The organism is Martelella sp. HB161492 (assembly GCF_013184775.1).
In the GTDB taxonomy this organism is placed as follows: Bacteria; Pseudomonadota; Alphaproteobacteria; order Rhizobiales; family Rhizobiaceae; genus Martelella.
This window is the reverse complement of record NZ_JAATVV010000013.1, coordinates 1-23,920: the sequence shown is the minus strand read 5'-3', so window position 1 is coordinate 23,920 and position 23,920 is coordinate 1. Positions and strand designations below refer to the sequence as shown.

Below are 23,920 nucleotides of genomic sequence, written 5' to 3'. Positions count from 1 at the left end.
AGGTTTCATCGCGTCCGCCTGCCTGTCACCGGTTGTGTCCTCTCCCAGTCAAAATCTCCTCCCGCCCGAGCCGAGTGGCGGCCAAGGCCAGGTGCTAGAGTTGCAGCGCCTAGCAGAGGGGACCACCGGGAGTATGACGCATGGGATTTTTATTGGCATCGGACAACGGCCTGCGCAATGCCCTGATCATGGGAATGAGCACGCTGACGATTCTGGCCGGAACGACGATCGCGCCATCGCTTCCCGGCATTGTCGACCGCTTCTCCGAGACACCGGACGTGGCGTTCTTCGCCCAGATGATCCTCACCGTCCCGGCGCTCACCATCGCAGTGACGGCCCCGTTTATTGGCATGATCGCAGACCGTTTCGGACGGCGTCAGCTGCTGCTCGCCAGCCTGCTTGTCTATGGCCTTGCCGGCGCCGGTGGCCTCTATCTCGATTCCATCAAGGCCCTGATGATCAGCCGCGCTGTTCTCGGTATCGGCGTCGGTGCCGTGATGACGGCCACCACAACGCTGGTCGGCGACTATTTCGAGGGGGCTGAGCGGATCCGCTTCATGGGTCATCGCTCCACGGCGATCAGTCTCGGCGGCATCGTGTTTCTGGTGGCGGGAGGGGCGCTGGCTAGCCTCAGCTGGCGAGCGCCCTTCGCCATCTATCTGGTCGCACTGATCTTCCTGCCAATGGCCTGGCGCTTGATCAGGGAGCCGGAGGCGAGCACACGCGCACCCTCCGAAGACGGGATCGGGCGTAGCATCTGGCAGGAACATGCGCGCCATCTTCTGCTCTATCTGGCAGGCATCGTTCACTTTCTGGCCTTCTATTTCATCTTCACCGAGATCCCATTCCGCGCCAGCCAGCTCGGTATCCGCTCGACAGCCACCGTCGGTATCATCCTCGGCACGATGACGCTGTTCTCGGCGCTTCTTTCAATGGTCTATCCATGGGTCAGGGCGCGCACATCCACTGCAACAATGTTCGCGATCGGCTTCGCGCCAATTGCGCTCGGCTTTGCGGCAACCTCGTTTGCCACCAGCGTTGGCGGGCTCATTCTTGCCATGGCGATCACCGGCTGTGGTGCCGGCCTTCTCACCCCCAACCTGTCGGCAACCGCTGTCGCCAGGGCGGCGCCGCCCATGCGGGCCCGCGTCGCAGGCGCGATGACGGCGTCCATCTTCCTCGGCCAGTTCCTGTCCCCGGCATTCACATTCCCGCTCGCTGAAACCTTCGGCGGGCTTGCCACATTCCGGATCCTTGCCGGTCTTTATCTTCTGCTCGCCGCCCTCGCGCTTGCAGGCGCCGGCCTCAGCCGGCGCGCAATGCTCGAAACACCCTGAAAACAACGCCCCTCAGGCGATTCCCCCGAGGCAGACATATTTGATCTCCATGAATTCCTCGATGCCATATTTCGAGCCCTCGCGGCCGAGACCTGAGGACTTGACGCCACCAAACGGCGCCTCGGCGGTGGAAATGAGCCCGGTATTGACGCCGACCATGCCGTATTCAAGCGCTTCGGCGACCCGGAAGACACGTGAAAGATCGCGGGCGTAAAAATAGGAGGCGAGGCCGAATTCCGTGTCGTTGGCCATGGCGATCACATCGGCCTCATTCTCGAACCGGAAGATCGGCGCGACCGGCCCGAAGGTCTCCTCCCGCGCGATCGCCATCGCCTGCGTGACCCCGGCCAGCACGGTCGCGGCGTAGAAGGTTCCGCCGAGCGGATGGCGCGCTCCGCCCGTCATCAGCCGTGCACCATTGCCGAGCGCGTCGCCGACATGATCCTCGACCTTGGTAAGGGCGTCCTCGTCGATCAGCGGTCCGAGCACGACGCCTTCATCGAAACCATTGCCGGTCGCAAGCCCGCCGACGGCAATGGCAAGCTTTTCCGCAAAGGCATCATGAATACCCGCCTGCACATAGATGCGGTTGGCGCAGACGCAGGTCTGGCCATTGTTGCGGAACTTGGCGATCACCGCCCCCTCGACGGCCGCATCGAGATCGGCATCGTCGAAAACGATGAAGGGGGCATTGCCGCCCAGTTCCAGCCCGAGCTTCTTGATCGTCGGCGCGCATTGGCTGTAGAGCGCCGCCCCGACCGCGGTCGAACCGGTGAAGGTGAGTTTGCGCACGATCGGGCTTGCGGTCATCTCCGCACCGATCGGGCGCGGTGCGCCGGTGATGACGCTGAAAAGCCCGGGCGGCAGACCGGCGCGTTCGGCGAGAACGGCGAGCGCGAGGGCGGAGAACGGCGTCTGTTCGGCTGGTTTCAGCACCATGGCGCAGCCGGCGGCAAGCGCCGGCGCCGCCTTGCGGGCAATCATCGCATTGGGGAAGTTCCATGGCGTGATCGCCGCGACGACGCCGACCGGCTGCTTCATCACCAGGATGCGCTTGTCTGTCTGATGACCGGGAATGATATCGCCATAGACCCGGCGGGCCTCCTCGGCGAACCAATCGATGAAGCTGGCGCCATAGGCGATCTCGCCCTTCGCCTCGGCGAACGGCTTGCCCTGTTCGAGCGTCAGGATTGTCGCGAGATCGTTCTGGTTTTCCATGACCAGTTCAAACCAGCGGCGCAGGATAAGGCTGCGGGTTTTCGCGGTCTCGCCTGCCCAGCGTTTCTGGGCGACTTCGGCGGCGGCAATCGCCTCACGGGCAGACGCCGCGCCGAGATCCGGCACATGACCGATGATGGTGCCGGTCGCCGGATCCGTGACGGCAATGGCCGTATCCGGCACGGTATCAACCCACCGGCCGGCAATAAATGCCTGCTGGCGGAAGAGTGAAGGATCTTTCAGTTGCACGGAGATCGCCTTTCCGATTGAGGATTGTCATCATCGTGCAGCTTCCCCGATCGGCGATTGGCGCGCTCTTCCCAGAGTCGCCAAATCATGGCAGCGCTTCAGTCGGAGGGAGGCGAGTGGTCGATGCGCGCATTGCGCTGAAGCACCTCGGCCCGGTATTCGCGCGGCGAGATGCCGAAGCGCTTGCGGAAACTGCGCGAGAAATGCGAGGCGTCGTTGAACCCCCAATTATAGGCCACCTGGCTGATGCCGCCGGTCCTGTCGGCCTTGGCGATGTCGCGGCGGCAAAGCTCCAGCCGTTCGGCCAGCACATATTGCATCAGCGTGGTGTTGTTCTGCAGAAAGATCTTGTGCAGGTAGCTGACGGTGATGCCCATGGCATCAGCGGTCTTCACCGGGTTGAGATCCGGATCGTCGATATGCGTTTTGATATAGGCCTTGATCCGCTGCAGCGTCGCGGCGGTTCCGAATGTCGCAGCGCCATGCGAAACGGTTTCGTCGCAGTCGTAAAGCGTTGCCACCAGTAGACTGATGACGCTTTCGGCAAGCCCGTCCAGCACCGATTGCCGCTGGCCGACCGGCGAGGCCAGCAATCCGCCCATCAGCCCGGCCAGCATCGCCACCTTGTGCGGATCGTAGCGGATCTGCTCGTCGATATGCATTTGCAGATCGGTCACACGCTTCAGGAGATCGCTCTTCGGGATCGTCAGCACCAGGCTTTGCGACGCTCCGTCGAATTCCAGTTCATAGGGTTCCGCCGCGTCATAGATGATCATCGAACCCTGCGGGATCGCCATTTCGCGATTGCCATTGAACCGGGCGCCGTCATTGCGCACCTGAACATGGGCGAAGCAGAGGTTCTCGCGCGAGCGGGCGCGAACGGCCCGATGCGCCGTTGAAATTTCAACGCCGTGAATGGCGCAAAGACCGAAAGATCGGGTGACCATGCTGCCAACGAAATTTGCGGTGCTGCAACGGATATCCATGCCGCTATGGCGATCGACATTGCTCTTCCAGTAACTCAATCGCTTGGCTGGCGGAACCTCCAGACTGTTCACCGAAGGCTGCATGAAACTGCCGTAAAGCGGCGCCTCTGCCGGTGGCGCCTTGACGGCACCCGACAAACCCATTCCCATGATATCTCCTCCCATTTTCAACCGACTATACGCCTGCGGCAAAACGGCGCAAGAAAACTTGGCTTTTGATAAATTCATCGGCAAATGGTGATGGACTCTGGAACAAGACTGGCCTTTGCTGGCCGAGCACCATGGGAGGCAGACAAAAACTGGCGGTGCCATTGACCGGGGAGGAAAGGTTGACGTCCACCAGAATCACAGACGTGCCGGAACAGCTGCGTTCCGGCCGTTCGCACACACATTTGCTCGAAGGTACGGCCCGTCGCGTCGCCTCGGTGGCCGTGGCGGCCATATTGCTCATTGCCTTTGCCAATGTCCTCGACATCATTCTCAGAAACGGCTTCGGCCGCTCGCTCTATGGGCTGAACGAGATCAACGCCTATCTCGTCGCCATCGCCGCAGCGACCTGCCTGCCTTACGGGCTGCATGTCGGCGCCGCTCTGGTGATCACCGTTCTCGAACGGAAGGTCTCGCACACGGCGTCGAAGCTGATGGCACTGTTCGCCGCCAGCCTGACAATGCTGTTCTTCGGGCTCGTCGCCTGGCGCGTGTTCGAGGTGGCCCAGACAATGCAGCGAACCGGTCAGACAACGATCATGACCAATGTCGCAACAGCGCCCTTCGTCTATGGCATGACGATCGCCCTGGTGCTCGCCGCGCTGGTCATGGCGGTGCAGATCGTCAGAAATGCCCGCGAAGCGCTGGCGATTGGCGGCCTTCCCGGTCTTGCGGGCACGGTTCTGCTCGGCCTGATCCTGTCCTGGGTCGCGCTCTCGATGATGGGCATTCTGCCCGGCAGGCCATTCACCGTGCTTGCCCCTCAAAACCCGCTCATCCTGGCGCTCCTCGTCTTCATCGGCATGTGGGTCTTGATCCTGCTGACGGTCCCGATCGGTGTCGCCATGGGCATTGCCGGCCTCATCGGCACGGCGACAATGCTGGACAGTGGCGCCTCCCTCGACGTGCTCGGATCGGAAATCACCAGTTTCGTGCTGCAGGATGGCATGAGCGTATTGCCGCTGTTCCTGCTGATGGGCGCCTTCGCCTCGGTGGCTGGCATCGGCTCCGACCTTTATCGCCTCGCCAATGCAATGGTCGGCCATATTCGCGGCGGGCTTGCCCATGCCTCGATCCTCGCCTGCGCCGCTTTCGGCACGCTGACCGGCTCGTCGATCGCAACGCAGATGTCGATTGGCCGCATCGCGCTTGGTGAAATGCGCGCCCGCAACTATTCGGCGGAATTATCGTCCGGTTCGATCGCCGCCGGCGGCACGCTCGGACAGCTGATCCCGCCATCATCAGCCCTGATCCTATATGCCATCATGACGCAGGAATCCGTCGGTAAGCTGTTCGTCGGCGCCATTCTGCCCGGCATTCTCGCGACCATCCTCTATATGGGTGCTGTGGTGATCTGGCTGATCCTGTTTCCCAAACATGCTGAAGCCGGACCGCGTGCCCCCCTCGGAGAACTTGCCGATGCGGCAAAGAAATCATGGTCGGTGCTGCTGCTGCTGGCCGTCGTCCTTGGCGGCATCTATTTCGGCTTTTTCACCGAGCTCGAGGCCGGTTCTGTCGGGGCGGCCGGAGCCTTCGTGATCGCTGTTGCACGCGGCAAGATCAACGTCGAAAGCTTCTGGCAGACCATGGCGGAAACGACCCGGACGCTGGCGATGATGTATTCGCTGATCTTCGGCGTCACCATGCTCTCCTTCTTCTTCGGCATTTCCGATGTGCCCGGCGCCTTTGTCTCGCTCGTCAACACGCTCGGCCTGCCGCCGCTCGGCGTGATCATTGCGCTGATCGCCTGCTATCTGGTTCTTGGTACCGCCATGGATGCCTTCGCGATGATGGTGATCACCATCCCGATCTTCGTGCCTCTGGTGGAAAATCTCGGTTATGATCCGATCTGGTGGGGCCTGATGACGATCATCTGCGTCGAGGCTGGCATGATCTCGCCGCCGTTCGGCATCAATATCTTCGTCATCTCGGCGCTTGACCGCTCGATCCCGCTTGCAACCGTCTATCGCGGCTGCTGGCCCTTCTTCGGCTCCACGATCCTCAAGATCATCCTGCTGATCCTGTTTCCGGCGATCGTCACCTTTCTGCCGTCGACCATGTAACGTTCGGTCGACTGAGCACAAAGAAACGGCCGGAGCGCTGCTCCGGCCGTTTTCGTGTCTCAATCGTTGCGGGCGGTCAGAAAGCGAGACCGATATTGTCCCATTCGTGATCGCGCCAGTCGAGCCGGCGACCGATCTCCCGGTAGCTTCCGTCATGATAGAGAAGCGGCTCTCCGTCAGAAAACCGCACATGCCGGATCAGGCCGACGAAGACGAAATGCGTGCCGTGCTCTGTCTTCGAAACAAGCTCGCACTCGAAGCCGACGAGGGCACCCTCGAGCAGAGGCTGGGCAAGATATGGCGAAGCGGTCCAGCATCCGCGCTCGAAGCGCTCATCGGGCTCAAGGCCCGGCAATGCGCACTGGGTGGCGACATCCGCCTGCCCGACGCTTGCGAGGTTGACCGAGAAAGCGCCAGCCGCCTCGATCACCGCCGCCGGACGCGCCATCCTGTGGATGCAGACGAGAAGCTGCGGCGGCTCGGCAGAGAGCGAGGTCACCGCGGTCGCAGTCATGGCGATGCGGGTTCCGGCCGAGCGGCTGGCAATGATCGCCACCTGCGCCGGAAGCGAGCGCATCGCCCGCTTGAAGTCAGCAATGCCGATGGCTTCCGCCACCGTGTCGCCTGTCGTCATGGCTCTTCTCCTTCTGATCGGCCCTTGCCGCCCGCCAACCGGGCGAACACCTTTCGCAGCACGTCAGAGTGCGGTCTTCGTCCGCCCCGACATCGCCATCGCCTCGAGCATCAGCGTATAGCCGAGGTGATCCTGAAGCTTGCGCCGGAGCTCGAGCGTCATGATCTGACGTGTATTGCGCAGATGCATGTCATCATGGCGGGCAAGCTTGCGGGCCCAGTACCAGGCGCGATCCATCAGCTGATCGCGGGGCAGCACCTCGCCGACAAGGCCCATGGCCTGCGCCTCATGCGCCGAGAGGCTTTGCGAGGTCATCAGGAAATAACGCGCCCGGTTGAAACCCATCAGCGCCGGATAGACGATGTTGACGCCATCGCCGGGCGCAAGACCGCTGTCGAAATGGCCGGCATCCTCGATCACGGTATTCTCCGAGGCGAGCACGATGTCGGAAAGCAGCGGGATTTCCGAATGGCGGATGCAGGGTCCGTTGATCGCCGAGATCATCGGCGCCTGGATCTCCAGCAGATTGGCAAGCAGGTGCCGCCCGTCGAAGACGATCCGGTCCATATCCGCAATCGGCCTTGCCTGGCGCGATGTTGCCGGCGGGCGCGGCCCGGAGAATTCATCCCCCGTGCCGGTGAGGATCACCACCCGGTTTTCCCGGTCCATGGCAATGTCATGGAAGGCATGCGGCCATTCCTCGTGCGGCAGCGCCCCCCAGCGGAGCGGCCCGCCATCGGTATGGGCGGTGATGAGCAGGATGCCATCGCCATCCCGCTCCATCCGCAAGGTCTCGTAATCATCCTTGTAGTCGCTGAACTTACGCATATTGTCCTCCCTCAGTCCGTTCCGGGGGCATGGCCCCGATAGGTATCCATCCCGATCCACAGCTTTGAAAAACGCCAGAGGCCATCGCCCCCGAGCCGGCATTCGGCCTCATAGGCGCAGGAAACGACGAGGCGGATGCCTTCGGCATCGGCGGCCGAAACGATGCCATAGGCGCGGCATTGCGCCCGTCCGGATTCGATGACGGCCGTTTCGATATTGGTGATGGCATGGCGGCGCTGATCGCTCTGGGTCGCCGCAACCCGGCCGAAATTGGCGGCAATCGCCGCCGCGCCGTGATGGGTTTCGAAAGGCGGCCCGGCAATGGAAACCTTCAGCTCCGCATCTTCTGCAAAAAGCTCAACCATCGCCGCGTGGTCAACCTCGTCATGGGCGATCCCGTAGCGCGCGAAGAGCTCGCCGATCGCAAGACGCACCGCAACACCATCCGGAGTGACCGGCTGGCGCGGTGGCAAGGTGAGCAGTCCGGCACGGCTTGCCCAGGCCTGAACAGGAATGTAGCGCATCAGACGATCCCCCGCCCGCCGCCGACGACAATATTCTGCGCGGTGATGAAACGGGCCTCGTCCGAGGCGAGGAACAGGATCGCCGCGGCGACATCCTCCGGCTCGCCGTAATGGCCCATCGGAATGGTCGCCTCGACGCGGGCGCGGGTTTCCGGCGGATGCTTCGCCGTGGCTGCGGTCTCGATCGGCCCGGGCGAGACGGCGTTGACCGTGACGCCGTGACGCGCCACCTCGATCGCCAGGACCCGGGTGAAGCCGACCACGCCGGCCTTGGCGGCGGCGTAATCGGCAAAGCGCGGTGTCGGCATCAGCCAGCTCACCGAGGAGATATTGACCACCCTTCCGTAGCCGCGTGTCCTCATGCCGGGAACGATACGCCGGCAGATCAGCATCTGCGAGGTCAGCGAGAGATCGAGCACCTCGGCCCAGTCTTCCGGATTGCTGTCGCAGAACTCGCCGCCGCCCTTGCCGACGGAGGAACGGCCGACGCCGTTGACCAGGACATCACAAGGCCCGAGCCTGGCCTCGGCCCTGTCGAGGGTTTCGGCAAGATGAGAACGGTCGGTGACATCGAGGATATAGGCCTCGGCGCTGCCGCCCGATGCCCGGATTTGCGCAACCGTCTCCTCGACCGCCGGTGAAACGTCGATGGCCGCAACCTTCGCGCCTTCGCGCGCGAGCCGCAACGCCGTCGCCCTGCATATGCCTGATGCTGCCGCCGTGACGATGGCGGTCTTTCCTTCAAATCGCATGTCGCTCCTCGCTCACTGTTTTTTTGACCCTCGCGGGCGGGAGCGTGCGATGTCCAGAGCCACGGCGAAGGTTTCGCGTCCTGAGCAAAAGAATGGCGACAAGCGATCAAGCGACCCCGCCTGCCCCACGCTACTCAATTGGAAAGGCGGAGGAAAAGCCATGCGCATCGATGTACTCGACGACTGGGCGGATATTGCCGAGAGCGCCGCTGACTGGAGCGAATTGCGACAGCGGGCTGACGTGATCATCCATCGCACCGCTCTTGCCGGCGACGCGCTGGCAGCGGCACTTTCTCAAAGCGATGTCATCGTGCCGCTGCGCGAGCGCAGCGTCTTCGACCGCAGAACGCTGTTGTCGCTCGACCGGCTGAAGCTTGTCGCCCAGACCGGGGCCACGGTCCGCCATTTCGATATCGCCACACTGCGCGAGCGCGGCGTCACCGTCTGCTGGTCCGGCGATTATCATCCCGAGGAAACCGCCGAATTCGCCTTCGGCCTGATGATCGCCGCCGAACGCGGCATCGTTGATGGTGCGGCGGCGATCGCCCGTGGCGGCTTCATGGAGCAGACGGGACTTGGCCGGCGGCTTTCCGGCCGGACACTCGGCATCCTCGGTCCTGGCCGGATCGGGGGACGCCTGGCACGCATGGCGCTTGCCGCCGATATGAAGGTGCTTGCCTGGTCGCGCAGCCTCGATCGGGCCGAGGCCGCCGCCCGTGACATAACGGCGGTTTCGCGCGACGAACTGATGGCGCAGAGCGATATCGTGTCACTCAACCTTCCCCTGACGCCACAGACCCGCGGCATGATCGGCCGGGGCGAACTCGCTTTGATGAAACCGGGCGCGCTTATCCTCAACACGGCGCGGGCAGCGCTAGTGGACGGGCCGGCCCTGCTCGAAGCTCTTACGGCGGGGCGCATCCGCGCCGCGCTCGATGTCTTCGAGGAGGAACCCCTTCCTGCGGACCATCCCTTCCGCCGCCTTCAAAATGTGACGCTGACACCTCATCTCGGCTACGCGACGCAGGAATGCATGGGCATGTTCTATCGCCAGTCGATCGAGAACATTCTCGCCTTCATCGACGGAAATCCGGTCCGCGTCCTCGATTTCTGATGCCTGCCGCTCACCCGCGCCCGGCCTTTTCCAGCTCCTCCTTCAGGATCGGAAGGGCCAGCATATGGGTCTGGACGCCCATCAGCGCGATCATCCGCACCACAGAGATGATCTCGGCATCGCTCGCGCCCTTTTCCCGCGCCTTGCGCACATGCACCCGCGTTCCCTCCATGTGGACATGCTGGGGCAGGAGATCGATGGCGATATAGACGAGTTCCTTCATCTTCGCCGGAAGATGCGAGGTCGACCATGGCACGCCGGAAAAGCCGGCATAGGCGGTGACGAGTTCCGGAGCGAAATAGGTCATCGTCTGCCAGGCGGGCGTGAGTGGGCCGCGCTTTGCCTCGAAGGCCGCATGCGCGGCCTTTGCGCTGGCCTTGCGCGCGGGATCGGCGGTCTCGCGGATCGTCTCGAGGCCACCCTCATCCTCGGAAAGGATCAGCATGCCGGGAATGGTGCCGTGAATGCCGAGCACGGAGGTGAGTTCGAGCACCTCGCGGATCTCGCCAGCGGTCGCTCCTTCGGCAAGCGCTGTGGCGATATGGGCACGCAGCATGTCGGCATTGAGATGAACGACCGTCGCGTTGATGGCGATCTGGATCAGCGCCTGATCCTTCTTCGAAAGCGCATTCGCATCGGCAATCGCCTCGGCCATGGCCGTGAATTCTGCCGCCAGCGGCGGATCCATCTCGGCAACCACGGCAAGCGCCGGATGGGCGATGCCGAGTGCTTTCTCCAGCCGGTGAAAAAGAGCCTCGTCGGTCATGCTTAAATCTCCTCCATTGGGTCGTCGCGGCGAGACTAGCCTGCCTCCGCCTCTGCTTTTGGTCCCGCAGACGACAAAGCCTTGCGTTTTCGACCAGGCCCTATCGCTGGCCACTTGCTCCCGCGCCAAGCCAGAGGTAGGCGACTCCATGACAAGACAGGAGGCGCCCGCATTCTCATTGTTGGCGACCAGGGTTCAAGCTTTGTTTTCGGAAATCAGGGAGGAGTTCATGAAAGCAATGATGAAATGGATGGCGGGTGCCGCATTTGCGCTGCTCGCGTCTTCAGGGGCGCAGGCCGCAGACTATACGATGAAGATCGCCGCCGGCGCATCGTCGTCGGGCAATGTCTGCAACAACTATCTGGATGTCTGGGCGGAAAAGATCAAGGAACAGTCCGGCGGCCGGATCGATTACAAGCTCTATTGCGATGGATCGCTCGCCAAGATAGGCGATGCAGTCAACCGGGTTCAGCAGGGCATCGCCGATGTCGCCTGGGATATTCCGAGCATCTATGGCGCACGCTTTGCCGGTCTGAACGCCGTCGGTGTTCCGGGCCTTTACGAAGATCCGGAACCGGTCTCGGGGGCTCTCTGGAACGCTTATGAAAGCGGCGCACTTGGCAAGATCGACGATGTCCGGCTGCTCTGGGTCCAGGTGGTCAACAACAACTCCTTCTTCCTGCACGAGCCGCTTGCCGATCCCACCCATCTCGATGGCGTAAAGCTCGGTCTCGGCAGCCAGATCCGCGCCAAGGTCGTTGAAGGCCTCGGCGGCGTTCCGGTGGCGCTGAAGGTTTCCGAATATTATCAGGCCGTATCCAAGGGGGCAGTCCAGGGGCTGATGACCACGGCGGGCTCGGTCTTTGACTTTGGCGTCAACGAGCTCGTCAAGGAAGTCTACGAGGCGCCCTTTGGCGGCGGCCTCACCATCACCGTGATGAACAAGGATTTCTATGCCAAATTGCCCGATGACCTGAAGAAGGTGATCGACGACAATTCCGGCTACGAAACCTCGAAATGGGCGGCAGCCTATCTGCGCGACGAGGAGAACAATCAGATCGGCGCCATGCAGGGGGTTGAGGTGAAGGTGGCAACGCCCGACGAGGTGAAGGCGCTTGCCAGGGGCATCGACGCCGGGCGCGATGCCTTCCTCGCCAGTGCGCCTGAAAACGCCGACTATGTCGCGGCGATCGAAAAGGCGATCGCGGCGGAGGGCGGCAAATAGTGCTATCGTGATCGGGTCATCCGGGGCCGGGCGTGATGCCCGGCCTTTTTAGTGAGGTTTTTCATGCGCTTCGAGATTGAAACCTATGACGCGCAGGAAGGCGCGGCGAAAGCACTCGCCGACCGGGCGCTTGGCGTTTCGGCGGACGGGATCGGCGGTCCCTTCAACATGCTGCTGAAATCGCCCGCGACCGGCGCGAAGGTCATGGACCTGCTCGACCATTTCAATGGTGGTGGATCGCATCTCGACAGCCGCACCCGCCGCCTTGCTGTACTGATCCTCGCCCGAAAATCCGGCGCCCGTTATGCCTGGTGGACGCATCGCCGGCGGGCGCTGGCGGCCGGCGAATTTTCCCCCGCACAGATTGCCGCCATCAACGGAAAACGTCTTCCCGAAGGCCTCGATGAACGCCTTGTTCGCGTGCATGCCTATGTCAGCGCGCTCGCTGCCGGAACGCCGACGCCGGAACCGGTGCTGAAGGCCCTCAAGGCCGTGATGAGCGAGGCGGAGATCGTCGATCTCATCGCCTTCTGCGGTCTTTATTCGATGATCGCGATGATCCTCAATGAGGCCGATGTCGGCCTGCCGGAGGGCGAGGACGATACGCTGACGCGCGACTGACGAGCCGGTCCGTCCAGGTCGCAAAGACCGCCGGGTTTTCAACATGCGGCGCATGGGCGACGCCTGCGAAGACATGGGTTTCCGCCTCAGGCAGCAGCCCGCTCGCATGGGTAAGCATGGCCGGTGTGAAGAGCCGGTCATCTTCGCCGGTTGCCAGCATGAGCGGCGAAAATTCTGACAGAGCCCCGACATCAACCGTGACCGGCTGCGGCGGCTCCCCGGCGCCGGCCGAGACATTTTCCGCCGCGATCCCCGCCCAGTCGGCAAAATGCGGCCCGGCGCGGAAGCCTGCGGTGAGTTCCCGCCGGGCGGCATCGCCCTCAGGCCGCGCCTCGCCCGTCGCCTCCAGCCAGACGCTTTGCGGCAGACCGATAAAGGATGAAACAAGGCCAAGCGCCAGGACCCGTTCAGGCGCCGTGACCGCAAGGCCTGCCGCCTGAGCACCGCCGGCGGCAACGCCGATCAGCACTGCGGCCTCGATGCCGAGTCGGTCGAGAAGCAGCGCCAGATCCGCGTCCTGGGTTATCATCGGGTCTTTCCCCCGTGTCGACAGGCCATAGCCGCGCCGGTCGAAGACCAGCGCATTGCCTTTCCAGACGTCGAGCAGCGGCATGAAGGATGCCATCTGCCCGGTATGCGGATGACAGAACACGACAAGCGGACCGGGCCCCGGCCTGTGACGGAAGGCGATCAGCGCGCCATCGCCGGTCTCAGCCCTCGCCTGCAACAAAGCCATAGCCATCGCCTTCGCGTGTTATCCGTACGCAATGGGGAGCGCCGAAATGGCAGGGCATGACCAGCGTGCCGCTGTCGGCCATTTCGGCGAGGAAGGCGGCGCGGGTTTCGCGCGCCACCTCGGGCAGAACGTCGATTGCCGTGTTGATATCGGGCCTCAGGATCTGCAGCGGCGAATGGAAGATATCGGCGGAAAAGACGCCACGCGCGCCCTGGCTTTCAAGGTCGATGCGCATCTGGCCCGGCGTGTGGCCGTAGGCGGCGCGGGCGACGAGGCCGGGTGCGAATTCCATGCCCGCGTCGTAGAATTCCACCCGTCCGGCATCCACCAGCGGCATCACCGCATCGGTGAAGGCCTCGGTCTCGCCCACGCCGTTTGCGGCAACGAAACGCGGGTGCCACCAGTCGTAATCTAGGCGCGGCATCAGATAGCGGGCATTGGCAAAGGTCGGCACGTAGCCGTCACCATCAACCATGGTGTTCCAGCCGACATGATCGCCGTGGAGATGGGTGTTGATCACCATGGTGACCCTGTCGCGGGCCGCCCCCGCCGCCTCCATCCAGGCGAGAACCAGCGTGTTGAGCCGGTCGAAGCGCGGCAGGCCGCGCGGCTTGCGATTGCCGATGCCGGTATCGATGACGATCACGTCGTTGCCGAGCCGGACAAGCCAGATCTGGATGCCGATGATCAGCCGTCCGTTGCCGGGGGCGTAATGGGCGGGCTGAAGCTTTTCGGCAAGGGCTGCAAATTCGTGCGCCGGAAGTGCCGGGTAAATGACCGCCGGATCATGGGTCGGACCGATGATCTCGGTAATATTATAGACGTCGGCTGCGCCGATCCGGCGATGATGCATCATGAATTTTTCCTCCATTTTCATGAAACTGACGCGGCGGGGCGAACCGGTCTTGGCCTCAGGTGGAAGGGTTCTTGTTCTTCCGTCCGGCATGCCGTTCCGGCTCTTCCGCCGGGGCGGTCTTGACCTTAAACTGGTGGACATCCGCAGATATCATCCACAAGGGCTCTCCATGTCCTGGCAGCTTTATTCCTCCCCCCGCTCGCCCTTCGTCGCCAAGGTGCTGGTCGCCGCCCACGAACTCGGTCTTGCCGGCAGGCTGACACGCATCGACGTGGTGACCACGCCGATGACCCCGGCGCCGGAGCTGCTGCCGGTCAATCCCGTCGGGATGATACCGGCCCTTGTCGCTGACGGCGAGATGATCTTCGACAGTTTCGTCATTCTCGAATTCCTCGAGAGCCAGTCGGACCGTCCGCTCATTCCGACCGGCGCCGGACGACGGGAATGCCTCACCCGCCACGCCATGGCGAATGCCATGACCGACAAGGCGGTGCGCATTCTCGACGAGCAGTTCCGGGTCCAGAACACCGACACGGCAGAACACCGCGAGGGCTTTATCGCTGCGATCCGGCGCGGCATTTTGTGGATGGAACCGCGTCTCGCCGACGCCCGCTTCGATGCCGGCGATATCTGCTTTGCCGTGCTGCTTGCCTATCTCGACTTCCGCTTCCCGGCGATCTCCTGGCGCGACGATGCACCGGCGGTCGCCCGCTGGCACGCCGAAGCCGCGCGCCGACCGTCGATGACGGCAACAGCCTTTCCGGCGGTGGCAAAAGCAGTTTAGGGGACGAGAAGTCCGGCAACGATGTCCGGATTTTGCAGCGCCATGAAATGTCCGCTCGCAACGGTGACAGCACGCGCTCCCGGTATCTGCCGGGCAATGGTTTCAATGAGCACCGGCGGGCGGGCGATGTCATATTGCCCGGCGATGAGTGTCGTCGGACAGGTAATCGCGGCGAAAGCCGGCGCAAGATCGAGGTCTGCGAGCATGCGATAGGTCCTGGCAAGGGTGGCCGGCGATGTCCCGAGCTGGGTCGCCAGAAAAATGGCAAAGCCTTCGCTGCCCCGGTCGAAATGATCGCCCGGCCAGGCTTTCGGGATCGTATCGGCCTCGAGAAAGCCGCGCACCCCGTTTTCTTCCAGCATGTCGGCCAGTTTCAGCAAGCCGTCGCGGCGTTCCGGCGGAACCCCCGTCGCTGGCGCCATCGCCGTCAGTGACGCAGCGCGGCCGCCAAGCCGCGCCGCCGCTGCAAGTGCGACACCACCGCCAACGGCGCATCCGGCAAGATGCGCTGCGGCGATATCAAGATGATCCATCAATGCGATCACGTCATCGACGAAATTCTCCATCGACAGCGGTCCGGCCGGCTTTTCGGAAAGGCCGAAGCCGCGCAGATCGAGCCGGAGCACGGTGCGCCCCGGCAAGGCCCTCACGACCAGATCGAAGCTTTCGATTGCCCCGCCCATTTCATGCAGAAGCACAAGCGGAACGCCATCGCCCGGCCGAAGGTCGTAGCGCAGGGAGATGCCGTTGACGGTCGCAAAATTCATTCGCCAACGACCGGATTTTCGAGCCGCCCGACGCGGGTGACCTCGACCACCACGGTCTTGCCCGGTTCGAGCAGGACCGGCGGATTGCGGGTGAAGCCGACGCCGCCCGGTGTTCCGGTAACGATCACATCGCCCGGCGACAGCGCGCAGAAACCGGAGCAATAGGAAATCAGCGTCGGGATATCGAAGATCAGCGTGTCGAGCCCCGCCTGCTGCAGCACTTCACCATCGAGAATGGTGCGCAGTTCCAGCTGATCGACCGGGCCGGTCTCCTCCAGCGTCACGAGATAGGGACCGAAAGGCCCGGATGTCGGGAAATTCTTGCCCGGCCCCCATTGCTCGCCGCGCATCTGCCAGTCGCGCATCGACACATCGTTGAAACAGGCAAGGCCCGCGACATGGGCCATGGCATCGGCCTTGTCGATATGGCGTCCGGGCTTGCCGATGATCACGGCAAGTTCGCCCTCGTAATCAACGACCTTCGAATTCTTCGGCTTGATGATCGGCGCGCCATGGCCGGTGAGCGAGGTGGCAAAGCGGGTGAAAAGCACCGGGAATTCCGGATAGGCCTTGCGGGCTTCCGGCCGGGTCTCGTCACGGTGCTTCTGGTAATTCAGCCCGGCACAGATGATCTGTTCGACATCGGGGATCACCGGCAGAAAGGTAATTTCGGACAGCGACACGGCGGGACGCCGGCGCAGCTCTTGCGCAACGGCGGCGAGATCGCCTGCAAGCACGGATTTGAGCGGACGGCCCGCATCGGCGAGGTGGATCACCTCGCCCTCGACGAGACCGAAGCGGGTTTCGCCCTGATGGCTGACGGTTGCAAATTTCATCGGTCTCTCTTCAGATCGCGGACAGAAGGTCCATGCCGTAATCCCCGCCCTCGGGAATGCGGGTCAGGGTATGGATGTGAAAGCGGGCAGGCTCGGCATTGGTGAGGAAGACGGCCTGATGGTGATCGAATTCCGCCAGCACCACCGGCGAATGAAGCCGGAAATAGAACGGCGCCCAGTCATCATAACCGCCCATCCAGGTGAGCCAGGTTTCATCGAGATGCGCCTCGATCTCGGCCAGACGCGAAGCCTTCGGTCCTTCCGGCAACAGCAGGAAGAAGGTCTCGAACAGCGCCATCAGCCGTTTCTTGTCCTCGGGTCGAAAGTGCGACGCCGAGACGCCTTCCAGCGGGATCACCCGGTTGTCCTGAAAGGCCCCGCCGAGATGCAGGCTGTCGGCCCAGTGACGCCGGCCTTCGGGCACATCGGCGGAAAGGATGCTGTTAAGCGTCACCGCCTTGCGGCGCAGCTCCGGATCAAGGCCGCGCAAGAGCGCGAGCGCTGCATCCTCGTTTTCGACAAAGGCATCGGTTCCGGCAAACCTGCCCTCATCGACCACCGAGGGTTCGGCGGCCAGAAAGGTCGGCGACAAGACATAGGTATCCCCGATCAGCCGGCAGGCAAGGCAGAGATGATGGCCGTAGATCTGGAAGCCCCAGATCCGCTCGCCGGGTTCGCCGAACAGGCCGATCTGATAGCAGTTTTCGTTCAGATATTTTTCCCGGCCGATCAGGGCTCCGGAGAAGCGGTTGATCTCCATGAGTTCCAGAAGATGGGCATAGCCGGCCCTGGAGAGCGATGCGGCGAGCAGCGCATGCGTTGCCGCCCGCTCGGCTTCATTCATCTCCTCAAGGCCGAAGCCGTCACGATGCCACTGCACCGGCATATTGTGCCAGCGCCGCCATTCCGGCGCATCGGCGGCAAAGCGGATCTTTGCCGCAATCTCCGGGCGGAGGACGGCGAGCAGAGCCTTTGCGGCCTCTTCCATCGCCGCCCGTGGCGCCCCGTTCGGCTGGAGCACGCGGCCCGGCGGGCACAGCGTGCCATCGGTGGTGATGCCCTTGTAGGGTTCGGCCATCAGCGCGCCCCAGAGATCGTGGGTCTCGCGGATCAGCGCCGTCTCCATCACCTCGTCGGTGCGGTCCCTGCGACTGGTGTTGAGCGAAGCCGGGGCCTTTTCCTTCGGCACGAAGGGGCGAAAATCGCGCGGATGCGCCATTGCGCCAAAGGCTGCCTTCAGCTTCTCGTCGGTCAGCGGATTGAGGGTCTTGTTATGGGTCATCGGCGTTTCGCCTCCGGCTCGTTGATGAAAGGCTTCTCGTCGGAATAGGTGACGGCCACCTTGAAATCGAACTGCGCTCCCGGCTCCGGCTCGGGCACCAGGATCGCCAGGTGATATTCGTCGGTCGCGCCCTCGTTGAAATTGGTATGGACCGCCCCCCTGGGTAGCATCACCAGATCGCCCGGACGGGCGACGGCCTTTTCATGACCGACCTGCACGGTGAGTTCGCCACCGAACACATAGTAGAACTGGTCGAAATCGTGGAAATGCAGCGCCGGCCCGCCGGAACCCGGCGCAACCCGCGCGGCATAGATGCGGGCGTGCTGCGAACCGGTCTCCCGGCGGGCGAGATGCTGTGAGGCAAAAAGCCGGCCCATGGCATAGCCGTCTTCGCTGAGCGGCGTGATCAGGTCACCGGCATTTTCGACGACCGGAGCCTCGCCCTCGAAATAATCGAGCAGCCGGTCCTTCGGCGGGCGCGGCACCATGAACTCGAAATGCTTCTCATAGGCGTCCGTCTCGTTCCAGTTGCAATGCGGCGTGCCTGCCGGAAAATACACCATGGTCATCGGCCCGACCTTGAAGATGTCACGGCCGATCTGCACCGTGGTCTCGCCTTCGAGCACGAAATAGAACTGATCGACCAGATGGGTATGCAGCCGGGGCCCCTTATGCCCCGGCGGAACGCGCGAGATCAGGCAGTTGCAGCTGTCGAGCCCGCCTTCCGGACCGTTGAGGAACAGCGACCTGAAGGTCTCCGGAAACTGCGCTTCAGGGTTCCTGACGATATTGCGCATCGCCTCAGGCTCCGGGATTGAAGAGGTCCGGCGCGGTCCAGCCGTTGAGATCATATTCGGCCATGCAGGTGTCGACGAGGCCGAGCATCTGCGCCGCCGTGCCATTGTCGAAGCTGCGGACATACTGATCGACGCGCACCTGTTCCTGGCTGCCGGAATAATTGAGCTCGTAAAGCTCGTGGCGCGAACCGAATTCCGAACCGACCGTATCCCAGAGCAGTTTCAGGATCTTCGAACGCTCTTCCGAACTGATGCCGAAGGAACCCCGCGCATACTGGTCGAGCATCGGCTTGACCTCCGGATTGAGATAATCCTTCGCCGAGGACGGCAGATAGATCAGCCCCGAAGCGACATGCTTGAGGATATTGGTGCGCATCTTCGAATAGAGATCGCCGGCAAGCACCCGGTAGGCGTGGCCATGCACCGGATTGGGCTGCAGATACTGCTCGCGCCAGGGCCTGCCGTCGCGCGTCATTGCCTCCATGATCGCCCAGATCGCATGACGGAAGGCGATGCACTCGCCGACGCCGGCCTGAACGCCGCGAAAATCCTTGGTGCCACCGACCTCGACCGCCTTCATGAACAGGCCGCAGATGAAATCGAGCTTGACCGCCAGCCGGACGCCGGCCTGCAGCAGGCCGCGACCGGCCTGACCGGGCACCGCCATGAAGGTGTTGGCCTTCTGGGCATCATACATCAGCACCCGATCCCAGGGCACGAAGGCATTGTCGAGCACGAGGATGGAATCGTTCTCGTCCAGCCGCGAGGAGATCGGCGCATCGAAGGGCGTCGCCGTCAGCGTCGCGTCCTGCTCGTAGGAACGGCGGCAATACATCTTCACCCCCGGCGTGTTGATGTCGATGACGAAGACGGGGGCGTATTTCTTGTCGGACACCGGAATGAAGTGGTGGGCGATCAGCACCTGCTGGGCAATCGCCATGCCGGTGGCAACCACCTTGGCGCCGGAAACATAAAGCCCCGCATCCGTCTCCTTCTCGACGCGGATCATGATGTCCTTGGCGGTGCCCGGTGTCGAGCGGTCGATCGGCGGGTTGACGATCGCATGACCGATATAGGAGACGGTCTCGCGCAGATATTTCGCGAAGGCGGCGGCGTTTTGCTGATACGCGCCGAAATAATCGGATTCGACGGCGAAGCTCGGACCGAAGGCGGCGCCGATGAAATCGGGCGAGCGGCCGAGCCAGCCATAGCCGATCCGCGCCCAGGCGGCATAGGCATCCTTCTGCTGCAGGCTTTCCTCAAGCGTGCGCGGCGCCTGGAAGGCCGGGTGGGTCCAGCCGGTTCCCTCATGCAGCGGCGCGCGCAGCACGCTTGCATTGGCCTCGTCATGCATGGCGTCATAGAGCCTGGCGATCATCCGCACCGAATTGCGGAAGGCCGGATGGGTGGTCACGTCGTGGATGCGCTCGCCATTCATCCAGATCTCGCGGCCGTCACCGGCAATCGACTGGATATATTCCGCGCCTGTCTGCGGGCGGGTGCCGCCGGCAAGGGCGTGCCCGGGGCTCTGAGGCATTGTCACGGTCATGGGTTTCCTCGTCCTTGAATGTGTCTGCCTCCAAGCCTCTGACAGAATGACGAACGGGTCTTGATCAGGAGTCGCCAGCTTTTGGGTGGCTCACGAAGGTCTCAGCCTCAAATCGGCGACTCTCAGGCAATCCCCGCCGGCCAAGCCGTGGCAATCAGGAAAAAACCGTTCCATGGAGTTGCCGAACATGCCTGCAGCCACTGACACCGTCGCCGATCGCATCGTGAGCGCGCTGAAGCGCCACCGCATTGAATGCTTCTTCGGCCAGAGCCTTCCTTCCAAGCTGGTGCTTGCCTGCGAGGCCGCCGGCATCCGCCAGATATCCTATCGTCAGGAAAATACCGGCGGCGCCATGGCCGATGCCTATGCGCGGATCACCGGCCGCATCGCCATGGTGGTCGGCCAGAACGGGCCTGCGGCAACCCTTCTCGTCGCGCCGATGGCGGAAGCAAAGCAGGCGGGCATTCCGATGATCGCCTTCCTGCAGGAGGTGGAAACGCCGACGATCGACCGCAACGCCTTCCAGGAACTCGATCATTTCGCCCTCTTTGCCGGCGTGACGAAGTTCTGCCGCAAGCTCGATGACCCGTCGCGCATCGACGATTATATCGACATGGCGATCACCGCGGCGACCACCGGCAAGCCCGGCCCGGTGGCGCTTCTCCTGCCCGCCGATGTGCTGCGCGATCCGGCCGCAGAAGCCCCCTTCCCCCGCACCCTTTCGCTCGGTCATTGCCCGCTTGACCGCACCGCAGCAGCAAAGGCCGCCATCGCCGAGGCGGCGCGGCTTCTGAGCGAGGCGAAAGCGCCGGTCATCATTGCCGGCGGCGGCGTTCACAGCTCCGGCGCCTGCGAGGCCCTGATGCAGCTGATCGACACAGCGCATATTCCGGCGTTTACCACCAATATGGGCAAGGGCGCGGTCAGCGAGGCGCATCCGCTTGCAGGCGGCGTTCAGGGCGCGCTCAACGGCCCCGCCTCGATCGCAAGGCAGACGCAGGGCCTGCTCGATGCCGCCGATGTCGTGCTGCTGATCGGCACGCGCACCAACCAGAATGGCACCGACAACTGGAAGATCTATCCGAAATCCGCCCGCTTCATCCATATCGACATCGATCCGCTAGAGATTGGTCGCACCTATGAGGCGCTGCGGTTGCAGGGCGATGCCCGCGAAACCATCGAGGCGCTGGTATCGGCGCTGAAGGGCCTTGATCTCGGCAAACGCCTTCGCGCCCGCCCCGCTCTCGAAGCCACCCTGAAACAGGCCTGGCTCGCCTTCGAGGCGGCGCGCGCCAAATATGCCGGATCGAACGAAAGCCCGATCCGGCCGGAGCGGGTGATGGCCGAACTGCAGCCGCTTCTGACGCCTGACACCATCGTGACAGCCGATGCATCCTATTCATCGATGTGGATCGTCGGGCAGTTGCTGACGCGCACGGCGGGCGCACGCTTCCTTACCCCCCGGGGCCTTGCCGGGCTCGGCTGGGGCATGCCGATGGGGCTCGGCGCCGCGATTGCCCGCCCCGATGCGCCGGTGATCGCCCTTGTCGGCGATGGCGGCTTTGCGCATAGCTGGGCCGAACTCGAAACCGCGGTCCGTCACGCCGTGCCGCTGGTCACCATCGTGCTCAACAATGGCGTGCTCGGTTTCCAGAAGGATGCCGAGACGGTGAAATTCGGACAGTACACATCGGCCTGCCATTTCCACGCGGTCAACCACGCCGAGATCGCCCGCGCCGTCGGCATGGCCTCGAGCCGGATCGATGCCGTCGGCGACATCGCCCCGGTTCTGAAGGCGGCGATTGCCGCGCGCAAGCCGCACCTGATCGAGATCATCACCGCCCCCGACGCCCACCCGGCCCTCTCGATCTTCGCCGGCACGCTCGACCGGTGACCGGCATGACGCAGACGCCCGCATTCAGACCGCCTCCCGGTGCCTGCAACTGCCATTGCCATGTGGTCGGTCCCCGGGCGCGATACCCCGTTGATCCTGCTCACCCGGCAGTTCCGCCCGATGCTCCGGCAGAGGCGCTGGCAGCACTTCAAAAACGACTGGGGCTTGATCGCGTCGTGATCGTCCAGTCGCTGGCGCATGGCTGTGACAACACCGTGACTGCGGACGCCATCGCCTCCTTCGGACAAAATGCCCGCGGTATTGCTCTCGTCACGGCCGACACGGACCAATATGAAATAGCAACTCTTGCAAGGAGAGGCTTCGTCGGCATCCGGGCCCATATCGCCGGGCATATCCCGAATGCCGCCGGACCTGAGCAGCTTCTCGGACTGTCCAGGCTTTGCGCGGATGCCGGGTGGCATATCGAATTGCATCTGCACGGGGCCGAGCTCGAGGCACTGCTGCCCGTCATTGCCCGGCTCGATTGCCCGGCGGTGATCGATCATATGGCCTATCCGGCGCCGGAGCTTTCAGGTTCAGTCCTGCGCGCACTCGACCTGCCGCGGGTCTATTGCAAGATTTCCGGCATTGAACGGGTTGACGAAGACGATCTGACCATTGGCGCGCGCAGTGTCATCCGGCTGATCGATCATGCTGCCGACCGCCTCGTCTGGGGCAATGACTGGCCGCATATCAATGTTCGCAGGGTCGACGACCTTGCCCTGGTGGACATGCTGGCAACCTATCCGGCGGAGGCACGGCAGTTGATCCTCGTCGATACGCCGGACAGGCTCTATTTTCAGGAGCGATGAAGATGATAAATCTCGTGATCGGCGGCTGCGGCCATATCGGCCGGGCCATTTGCGAACACCTTCTTGCACGTGGTGACGAGGTCATCATTGCCGACCTTGCCGGTGCCTCTCCCGGCGCCCTTGCGGGCCGTGTTCCTGTCCGTGCCTGCGATGTCTCGATGATGCCGGAGGTACTCGACGTGGTGAAGGCGTCCCGTCCGGAGACCATCTACCATCTCGGCGGATTGCTGAACCGGGTTTCAGAGGCGAGCCCGGCGCGCAGTTTCGACGTCAATGTCAAGGGCAGCCTGAATGTGTTCGAAGCAGCCAGAACCCATGATGTCCCGCGTGTCTTCTTTGCCTCCTCCCGCGGTGTCTATGGTCTGCACATCGGCGATACGGTTGACGACCGCACGCTGCAGCGCCCGGATACATTTTATGGCTGCGGCAAGCTTTATGTCGAAAATATCGGCCGCTGGTACCGCAACAACCGCGCTGTTGACGTGCGCTCACTGCGCTATCCGACCATCCTGGCACCGGGCGTGCGCACAAAGGGACACTGGGCATCGGCAATGATCGAGGATGCGATCAGTGGAATGCCTCACCATGCAGAATTTGCCGCCAGAGAAGACAACGGCGTGTTTATCGAGATTTCCGATGCCGCACGCGCAGCCGTCGAACTGATGAATGCCCCTGCGGAGGGGATCCACGAGGTCAATTACAATATTGCCGGCATGAACATGATGACCCGTGCCGACGCCCTGGCCGCGTTCCTGCAGCAGCACTATCCGCTCTTCACGGTCACCTGGCGGGAAACCACGGAGCCACGGGTGACCACCAGATGGATCGATGACAGCCGTGCCCGGGCCGAATGGGGCTGGAAACCGGATTATGATACGCTCGGGGCCATCCTTGAGCGCTTCGTAGCGCAGTCCGCAATTTGGCGAACAGTAAGACCCGCATCATAAACGAATACCAGCCAGGCCCTGAATCACCCTGCTGAGAGAGGGCAGGCATCTCAGCGCGCGGGCGGAAGCTGGGTCTGAGCTCGCTGGTGATCGGCTCGTCATTGGCGGAGAAACGCCAAAACCCCTGCAGCTGGGC

General features: G+C 63.0%; 23 protein-coding genes. 9 read left to right on the top strand and 14 right to left on the bottom strand.

From position 1 onward, the window contains the following. Positions 1 to 140 precede the first annotated feature (140 nt). Complete coding sequence (locus HCK86_RS19430) at positions 141 to 1,337, top strand: MFS transporter (RefSeq protein ID WP_176086148.1); 1,197 nt, start codon at positions 141 to 143, stop codon at positions 1,335 to 1,337. A 12-nt stretch (positions 1,338 to 1,349) separates the two neighbouring features. On the opposite strand, the gene HCK86_RS19425 is transcribed toward HCK86_RS19430, so the two are convergent. Both HCK86_RS19425 and HCK86_RS19420 read right to left on the bottom strand, forming a co-directional pair. Further along, positions 1,350 to 2,804, bottom strand: coding sequence for an NAD-dependent succinate-semialdehyde dehydrogenase (locus HCK86_RS19425; protein WP_176086147.1), 1,455 nt, complete (start codon positions 2,802 to 2,804; stop codon positions 1,350 to 1,352). A gap of 98 nt (positions 2,805 to 2,902) precedes the next feature. After that, the gene (locus HCK86_RS19420) at positions 2,903 to 3,940 is read right to left on the bottom strand and encodes a helix-turn-helix domain-containing protein (RefSeq protein ID WP_176086146.1); all 1,038 of its coding nucleotides are present in this window, start codon (positions 3,938 to 3,940) and stop codon (positions 2,903 to 2,905) included. 179 nt (positions 3,941 to 4,119) lie between these two features. On the opposite strand from HCK86_RS19420, the gene HCK86_RS19415 reads away from it, so the two are divergent. Then, the gene (locus HCK86_RS19415; protein ID WP_176086145.1) at positions 4,120 to 6,060 is read left to right on the top strand and encodes a TRAP transporter large permease subunit; all 1,941 of its coding nucleotides are present in this window, start codon (positions 4,120 to 4,122) and stop codon (positions 6,058 to 6,060) included. Positions 6,061 to 6,136: 76 nt separating this feature from the next. Here HCK86_RS19415 and HCK86_RS19410 read toward each other — a convergent pair whose 3' ends face one another. The 4 genes from HCK86_RS19410 to HCK86_RS19395 form a co-directional block, all read right to left on the bottom strand. Next, positions 6,137 to 6,694: a flavin reductase family protein gene (locus HCK86_RS19410; protein WP_176086144.1), complete on the bottom strand. Its 558-nt coding sequence runs from the start codon at positions 6,692 to 6,694 to the stop codon at positions 6,137 to 6,139. A gap of 63 nt (positions 6,695 to 6,757) precedes the next feature. Further along, positions 6,758 to 7,522, bottom strand: a complete 765-nt coding sequence (locus tag HCK86_RS19405) for an enoyl-CoA hydratase-related protein (RefSeq protein WP_176086143.1) — start codon at positions 7,520 to 7,522, stop codon at positions 6,758 to 6,760. Between the two features lie 11 nt (positions 7,523 to 7,533). Beyond that, positions 7,534 to 8,046 carry a nuclear transport factor 2 family protein gene (locus tag HCK86_RS19400; RefSeq protein WP_176086142.1) on the bottom strand — a complete coding sequence of 171 codons (513 nt, stop codon included), beginning with the start codon at positions 8,044 to 8,046 and terminating at the stop codon, positions 7,534 to 7,536. Continuing rightward, positions 8,046 to 8,798 (bottom strand): SDR family NAD(P)-dependent oxidoreductase, encoded by a 753-nt coding sequence (locus tag HCK86_RS19395; RefSeq protein ID WP_176086141.1) that lies wholly within the window; start codon positions 8,796 to 8,798, stop codon positions 8,046 to 8,048. Before HCK86_RS19395 ends, HCK86_RS19400 begins: the two co-directional genes overlap by 1 nt. A gap of 160 nt (positions 8,799 to 8,958) precedes the next feature. Here HCK86_RS19395 and HCK86_RS19390 point away from each other — a divergent pair, with 160 nt between their 5' ends. Beyond that, complete coding sequence (locus tag HCK86_RS19390) at positions 8,959 to 9,912, top strand: D-2-hydroxyacid dehydrogenase family protein (protein ID WP_176086140.1); 954 nt, start codon at positions 8,959 to 8,961, stop codon at positions 9,910 to 9,912. Between the two features lie 10 nt (positions 9,913 to 9,922). On the opposite strand, the gene HCK86_RS19385 is transcribed toward HCK86_RS19390, so the two are convergent. Continuing rightward, on the bottom strand, positions 9,923 to 10,678 hold the full coding sequence (locus HCK86_RS19385) for a carboxymuconolactone decarboxylase family protein (RefSeq protein ID WP_176086139.1): 756 nt from the start codon (positions 10,676 to 10,678) through the stop codon (positions 9,923 to 9,925). Between the two features lie 229 nt (positions 10,679 to 10,907). On the opposite strand from HCK86_RS19385, the gene dctP reads away from it, so the two are divergent. Next, positions 10,908 to 11,903, top strand: coding sequence for a TRAP transporter substrate-binding protein DctP (dctP, locus tag HCK86_RS19380; RefSeq protein WP_176086138.1), 996 nt, complete (start codon positions 10,908 to 10,910; stop codon positions 11,901 to 11,903). Positions 11,904 to 11,966: 63 nt separating this feature from the next. Further along, entirely contained in the window at positions 11,967 to 12,524 is a 558-nt protein-coding gene (locus tag HCK86_RS19375) for a carboxymuconolactone decarboxylase family protein (protein WP_176086137.1), read from the top strand. Here HCK86_RS19375 and HCK86_RS19370 read toward each other — a convergent pair. Further along, positions 12,466 to 13,260: an alpha/beta hydrolase gene (locus HCK86_RS19370; RefSeq protein ID WP_176086136.1), complete on the bottom strand. Its 795-nt coding sequence runs from the start codon at positions 13,258 to 13,260 to the stop codon at positions 12,466 to 12,468. The two genes, HCK86_RS19375 and HCK86_RS19370, sit on opposite strands and share 59 nt — an antisense overlap. Then, positions 13,235 to 14,116, bottom strand: coding sequence for an MBL fold metallo-hydrolase (locus HCK86_RS19365; RefSeq protein WP_176086135.1), 882 nt, complete (start codon positions 14,114 to 14,116; stop codon positions 13,235 to 13,237). The genes HCK86_RS19370 and HCK86_RS19365 overlap by 26 nt, the downstream gene beginning before the upstream one ends. Positions 14,117 to 14,285: 169 nt before the next feature. On the opposite strand from HCK86_RS19365, the gene HCK86_RS19360 reads away from it, so the two are divergent. Further along, positions 14,286 to 14,900 carry a glutathione S-transferase family protein gene (locus tag HCK86_RS19360; RefSeq protein WP_176086134.1) on the top strand — a complete coding sequence of 205 codons (615 nt, stop codon included), beginning with the start codon at positions 14,286 to 14,288 and terminating at the stop codon, positions 14,898 to 14,900. Here HCK86_RS19360 and HCK86_RS19355 read toward each other — a convergent pair. From HCK86_RS19355 to HCK86_RS19335, 5 genes are read right to left on the bottom strand one after another with little or no spacing between them, the layout of a single operon-like run. Further along, complete coding sequence (locus HCK86_RS19355; RefSeq protein WP_176086133.1) at positions 14,897 to 15,667, bottom strand: alpha/beta hydrolase; 771 nt, start codon at positions 15,665 to 15,667, stop codon at positions 14,897 to 14,899. The two genes, HCK86_RS19360 and HCK86_RS19355, sit on opposite strands and share 4 nt — an antisense overlap. Next, on the bottom strand, positions 15,664 to 16,503 hold the full coding sequence (locus HCK86_RS19350; protein WP_176086132.1) for a fumarylacetoacetate hydrolase family protein: 840 nt from the start codon (positions 16,501 to 16,503) through the stop codon (positions 15,664 to 15,666). The genes HCK86_RS19355 and HCK86_RS19350 overlap by 4 nt, the downstream gene beginning before the upstream one ends. Positions 16,504 to 16,513: 10 nt before the next feature. Further along, a complete protein-coding gene (locus HCK86_RS19345) occupies positions 16,514 to 17,785 on the bottom strand; it encodes a DUF3500 domain-containing protein (RefSeq protein WP_176086131.1) in 1,272 nt (423 codons plus the stop codon). Beyond that, positions 17,782 to 18,582, bottom strand: a complete 801-nt coding sequence (locus HCK86_RS19340) for a cupin domain-containing protein (RefSeq protein ID WP_176086130.1) — start codon at positions 18,580 to 18,582, stop codon at positions 17,782 to 17,784. The genes HCK86_RS19345 and HCK86_RS19340 overlap by 4 nt, the downstream gene beginning before the upstream one ends. A gap of 4 nt (positions 18,583 to 18,586) precedes the next feature. Continuing rightward, positions 18,587 to 20,131: a 4-hydroxyphenylacetate 3-hydroxylase N-terminal domain-containing protein gene (locus HCK86_RS19335; RefSeq protein ID WP_210259972.1), complete on the bottom strand. Its 1,545-nt coding sequence runs from the start codon at positions 20,129 to 20,131 to the stop codon at positions 18,587 to 18,589. Between the two features lie 187 nt (positions 20,132 to 20,318). Between HCK86_RS19335 and HCK86_RS19330 the strand changes: the two genes are divergently transcribed. Genes HCK86_RS19330 through HCK86_RS19320 form a run of 3 tightly spaced genes read left to right on the top strand, consistent with a single transcriptional unit; the run spans position 20,319 to position 23,784 of the window. Further along, the gene (locus HCK86_RS19330) at positions 20,319 to 22,025 is read left to right on the top strand and encodes an acetolactate synthase catalytic subunit (protein WP_176086129.1); all 1,707 of its coding nucleotides are present in this window, start codon (positions 20,319 to 20,321) and stop codon (positions 22,023 to 22,025) included. Between the two features lie 5 nt (positions 22,026 to 22,030). Further along, positions 22,031 to 22,837 (top strand): amidohydrolase family protein, encoded by an 807-nt coding sequence (locus HCK86_RS19325; protein ID WP_176086128.1) that lies wholly within the window; start codon positions 22,031 to 22,033, stop codon positions 22,835 to 22,837. 2 nt (positions 22,838 to 22,839) lie between these two features. After that, positions 22,840 to 23,784: an NAD-dependent epimerase/dehydratase family protein gene (locus HCK86_RS19320; RefSeq protein ID WP_176086127.1), complete on the top strand. Its 945-nt coding sequence runs from the start codon at positions 22,840 to 22,842 to the stop codon at positions 23,782 to 23,784. The last annotated feature ends 136 nt before the right edge of the window (positions 23,785 to 23,920 follow it).

Coding starts and splice junctions, on each gene's coding strand:
- HCK86_RS19430 (WP_176086148.1), top strand. CDS start 141: ATGGGATTTTTATTGGCATCGGACAACGGCCTGCGCAATGCCCTGATC.
- HCK86_RS19420 (WP_176086146.1), bottom strand. CDS start 3,940: ATGGGAATGGGTTTGTCGGGTGCCGTCAAGGCGCCACCGGCAGAGGCG.
- HCK86_RS19410 (WP_176086144.1), bottom strand. CDS start 6,694: ATGACGACAGGCGACACGGTGGCGGAAGCCATCGGCATTGCTGACTTC.
- HCK86_RS19405 (WP_176086143.1), bottom strand. CDS start 7,522: ATGCGTAAGTTCAGCGACTACAAGGATGATTACGAGACCTTGCGGATG.
- HCK86_RS19400 (WP_176086142.1), bottom strand. CDS start 8,046: ATGCGCTACATTCCTGTTCAGGCCTGGGCAAGCCGTGCCGGACTGCTC.
- HCK86_RS19395 (WP_176086141.1), bottom strand. CDS start 8,798: ATGCGATTTGAAGGAAAGACCGCCATCGTCACGGCGGCAGCATCAGGC.
- HCK86_RS19390 (WP_176086140.1), top strand. CDS start 8,959: ATGCGCATCGATGTACTCGACGACTGGGCGGATATTGCCGAGAGCGCC.
- HCK86_RS19385 (WP_176086139.1), bottom strand. CDS start 10,678: ATGACCGACGAGGCTCTTTTTCACCGGCTGGAGAAAGCACTCGGCATC.
- dctP (WP_176086138.1), top strand. CDS start 10,908: ATGAAAGCAATGATGAAATGGATGGCGGGTGCCGCATTTGCGCTGCTC.
- HCK86_RS19375 (WP_176086137.1), top strand. CDS start 11,967: ATGCGCTTCGAGATTGAAACCTATGACGCGCAGGAAGGCGCGGCGAAA.
- HCK86_RS19370 (WP_176086136.1), bottom strand. CDS start 13,260: ATGGCTTTGTTGCAGGCGAGGGCTGAGACCGGCGATGGCGCGCTGATC.
- HCK86_RS19365 (WP_176086135.1), bottom strand. CDS start 14,116: ATGATGCATCATCGCCGGATCGGCGCAGCCGACGTCTATAATATTACC.
- HCK86_RS19360 (WP_176086134.1), top strand. CDS start 14,286: ATGTCCTGGCAGCTTTATTCCTCCCCCCGCTCGCCCTTCGTCGCCAAG.
- HCK86_RS19355 (WP_176086133.1), bottom strand. CDS start 15,667: ATGAATTTTGCGACCGTCAACGGCATCTCCCTGCGCTACGACCTTCGG.
- HCK86_RS19350 (WP_176086132.1), bottom strand. CDS start 16,503: ATGAAATTTGCAACCGTCAGCCATCAGGGCGAAACCCGCTTCGGTCTC.
- HCK86_RS19345 (WP_176086131.1), bottom strand. CDS start 17,785: ATGACCCATAACAAGACCCTCAATCCGCTGACCGACGAGAAGCTGAAG.
- HCK86_RS19340 (WP_176086130.1), bottom strand. CDS start 18,582: ATGCGCAATATCGTCAGGAACCCTGAAGCGCAGTTTCCGGAGACCTTC.
- HCK86_RS19335 (WP_210259972.1), bottom strand. CDS start 20,131: ATGACCGTGACAATGCCTCAGAGCCCCGGGCACGCCCTTGCCGGCGGC.
- HCK86_RS19330 (WP_176086129.1), top strand. CDS start 20,319: ATGCCTGCAGCCACTGACACCGTCGCCGATCGCATCGTGAGCGCGCTG.
- HCK86_RS19325 (WP_176086128.1), top strand. CDS start 22,031: ATGACGCAGACGCCCGCATTCAGACCGCCTCCCGGTGCCTGCAACTGC.
- HCK86_RS19320 (WP_176086127.1), top strand. CDS start 22,840: ATGATAAATCTCGTGATCGGCGGCTGCGGCCATATCGGCCGGGCCATT.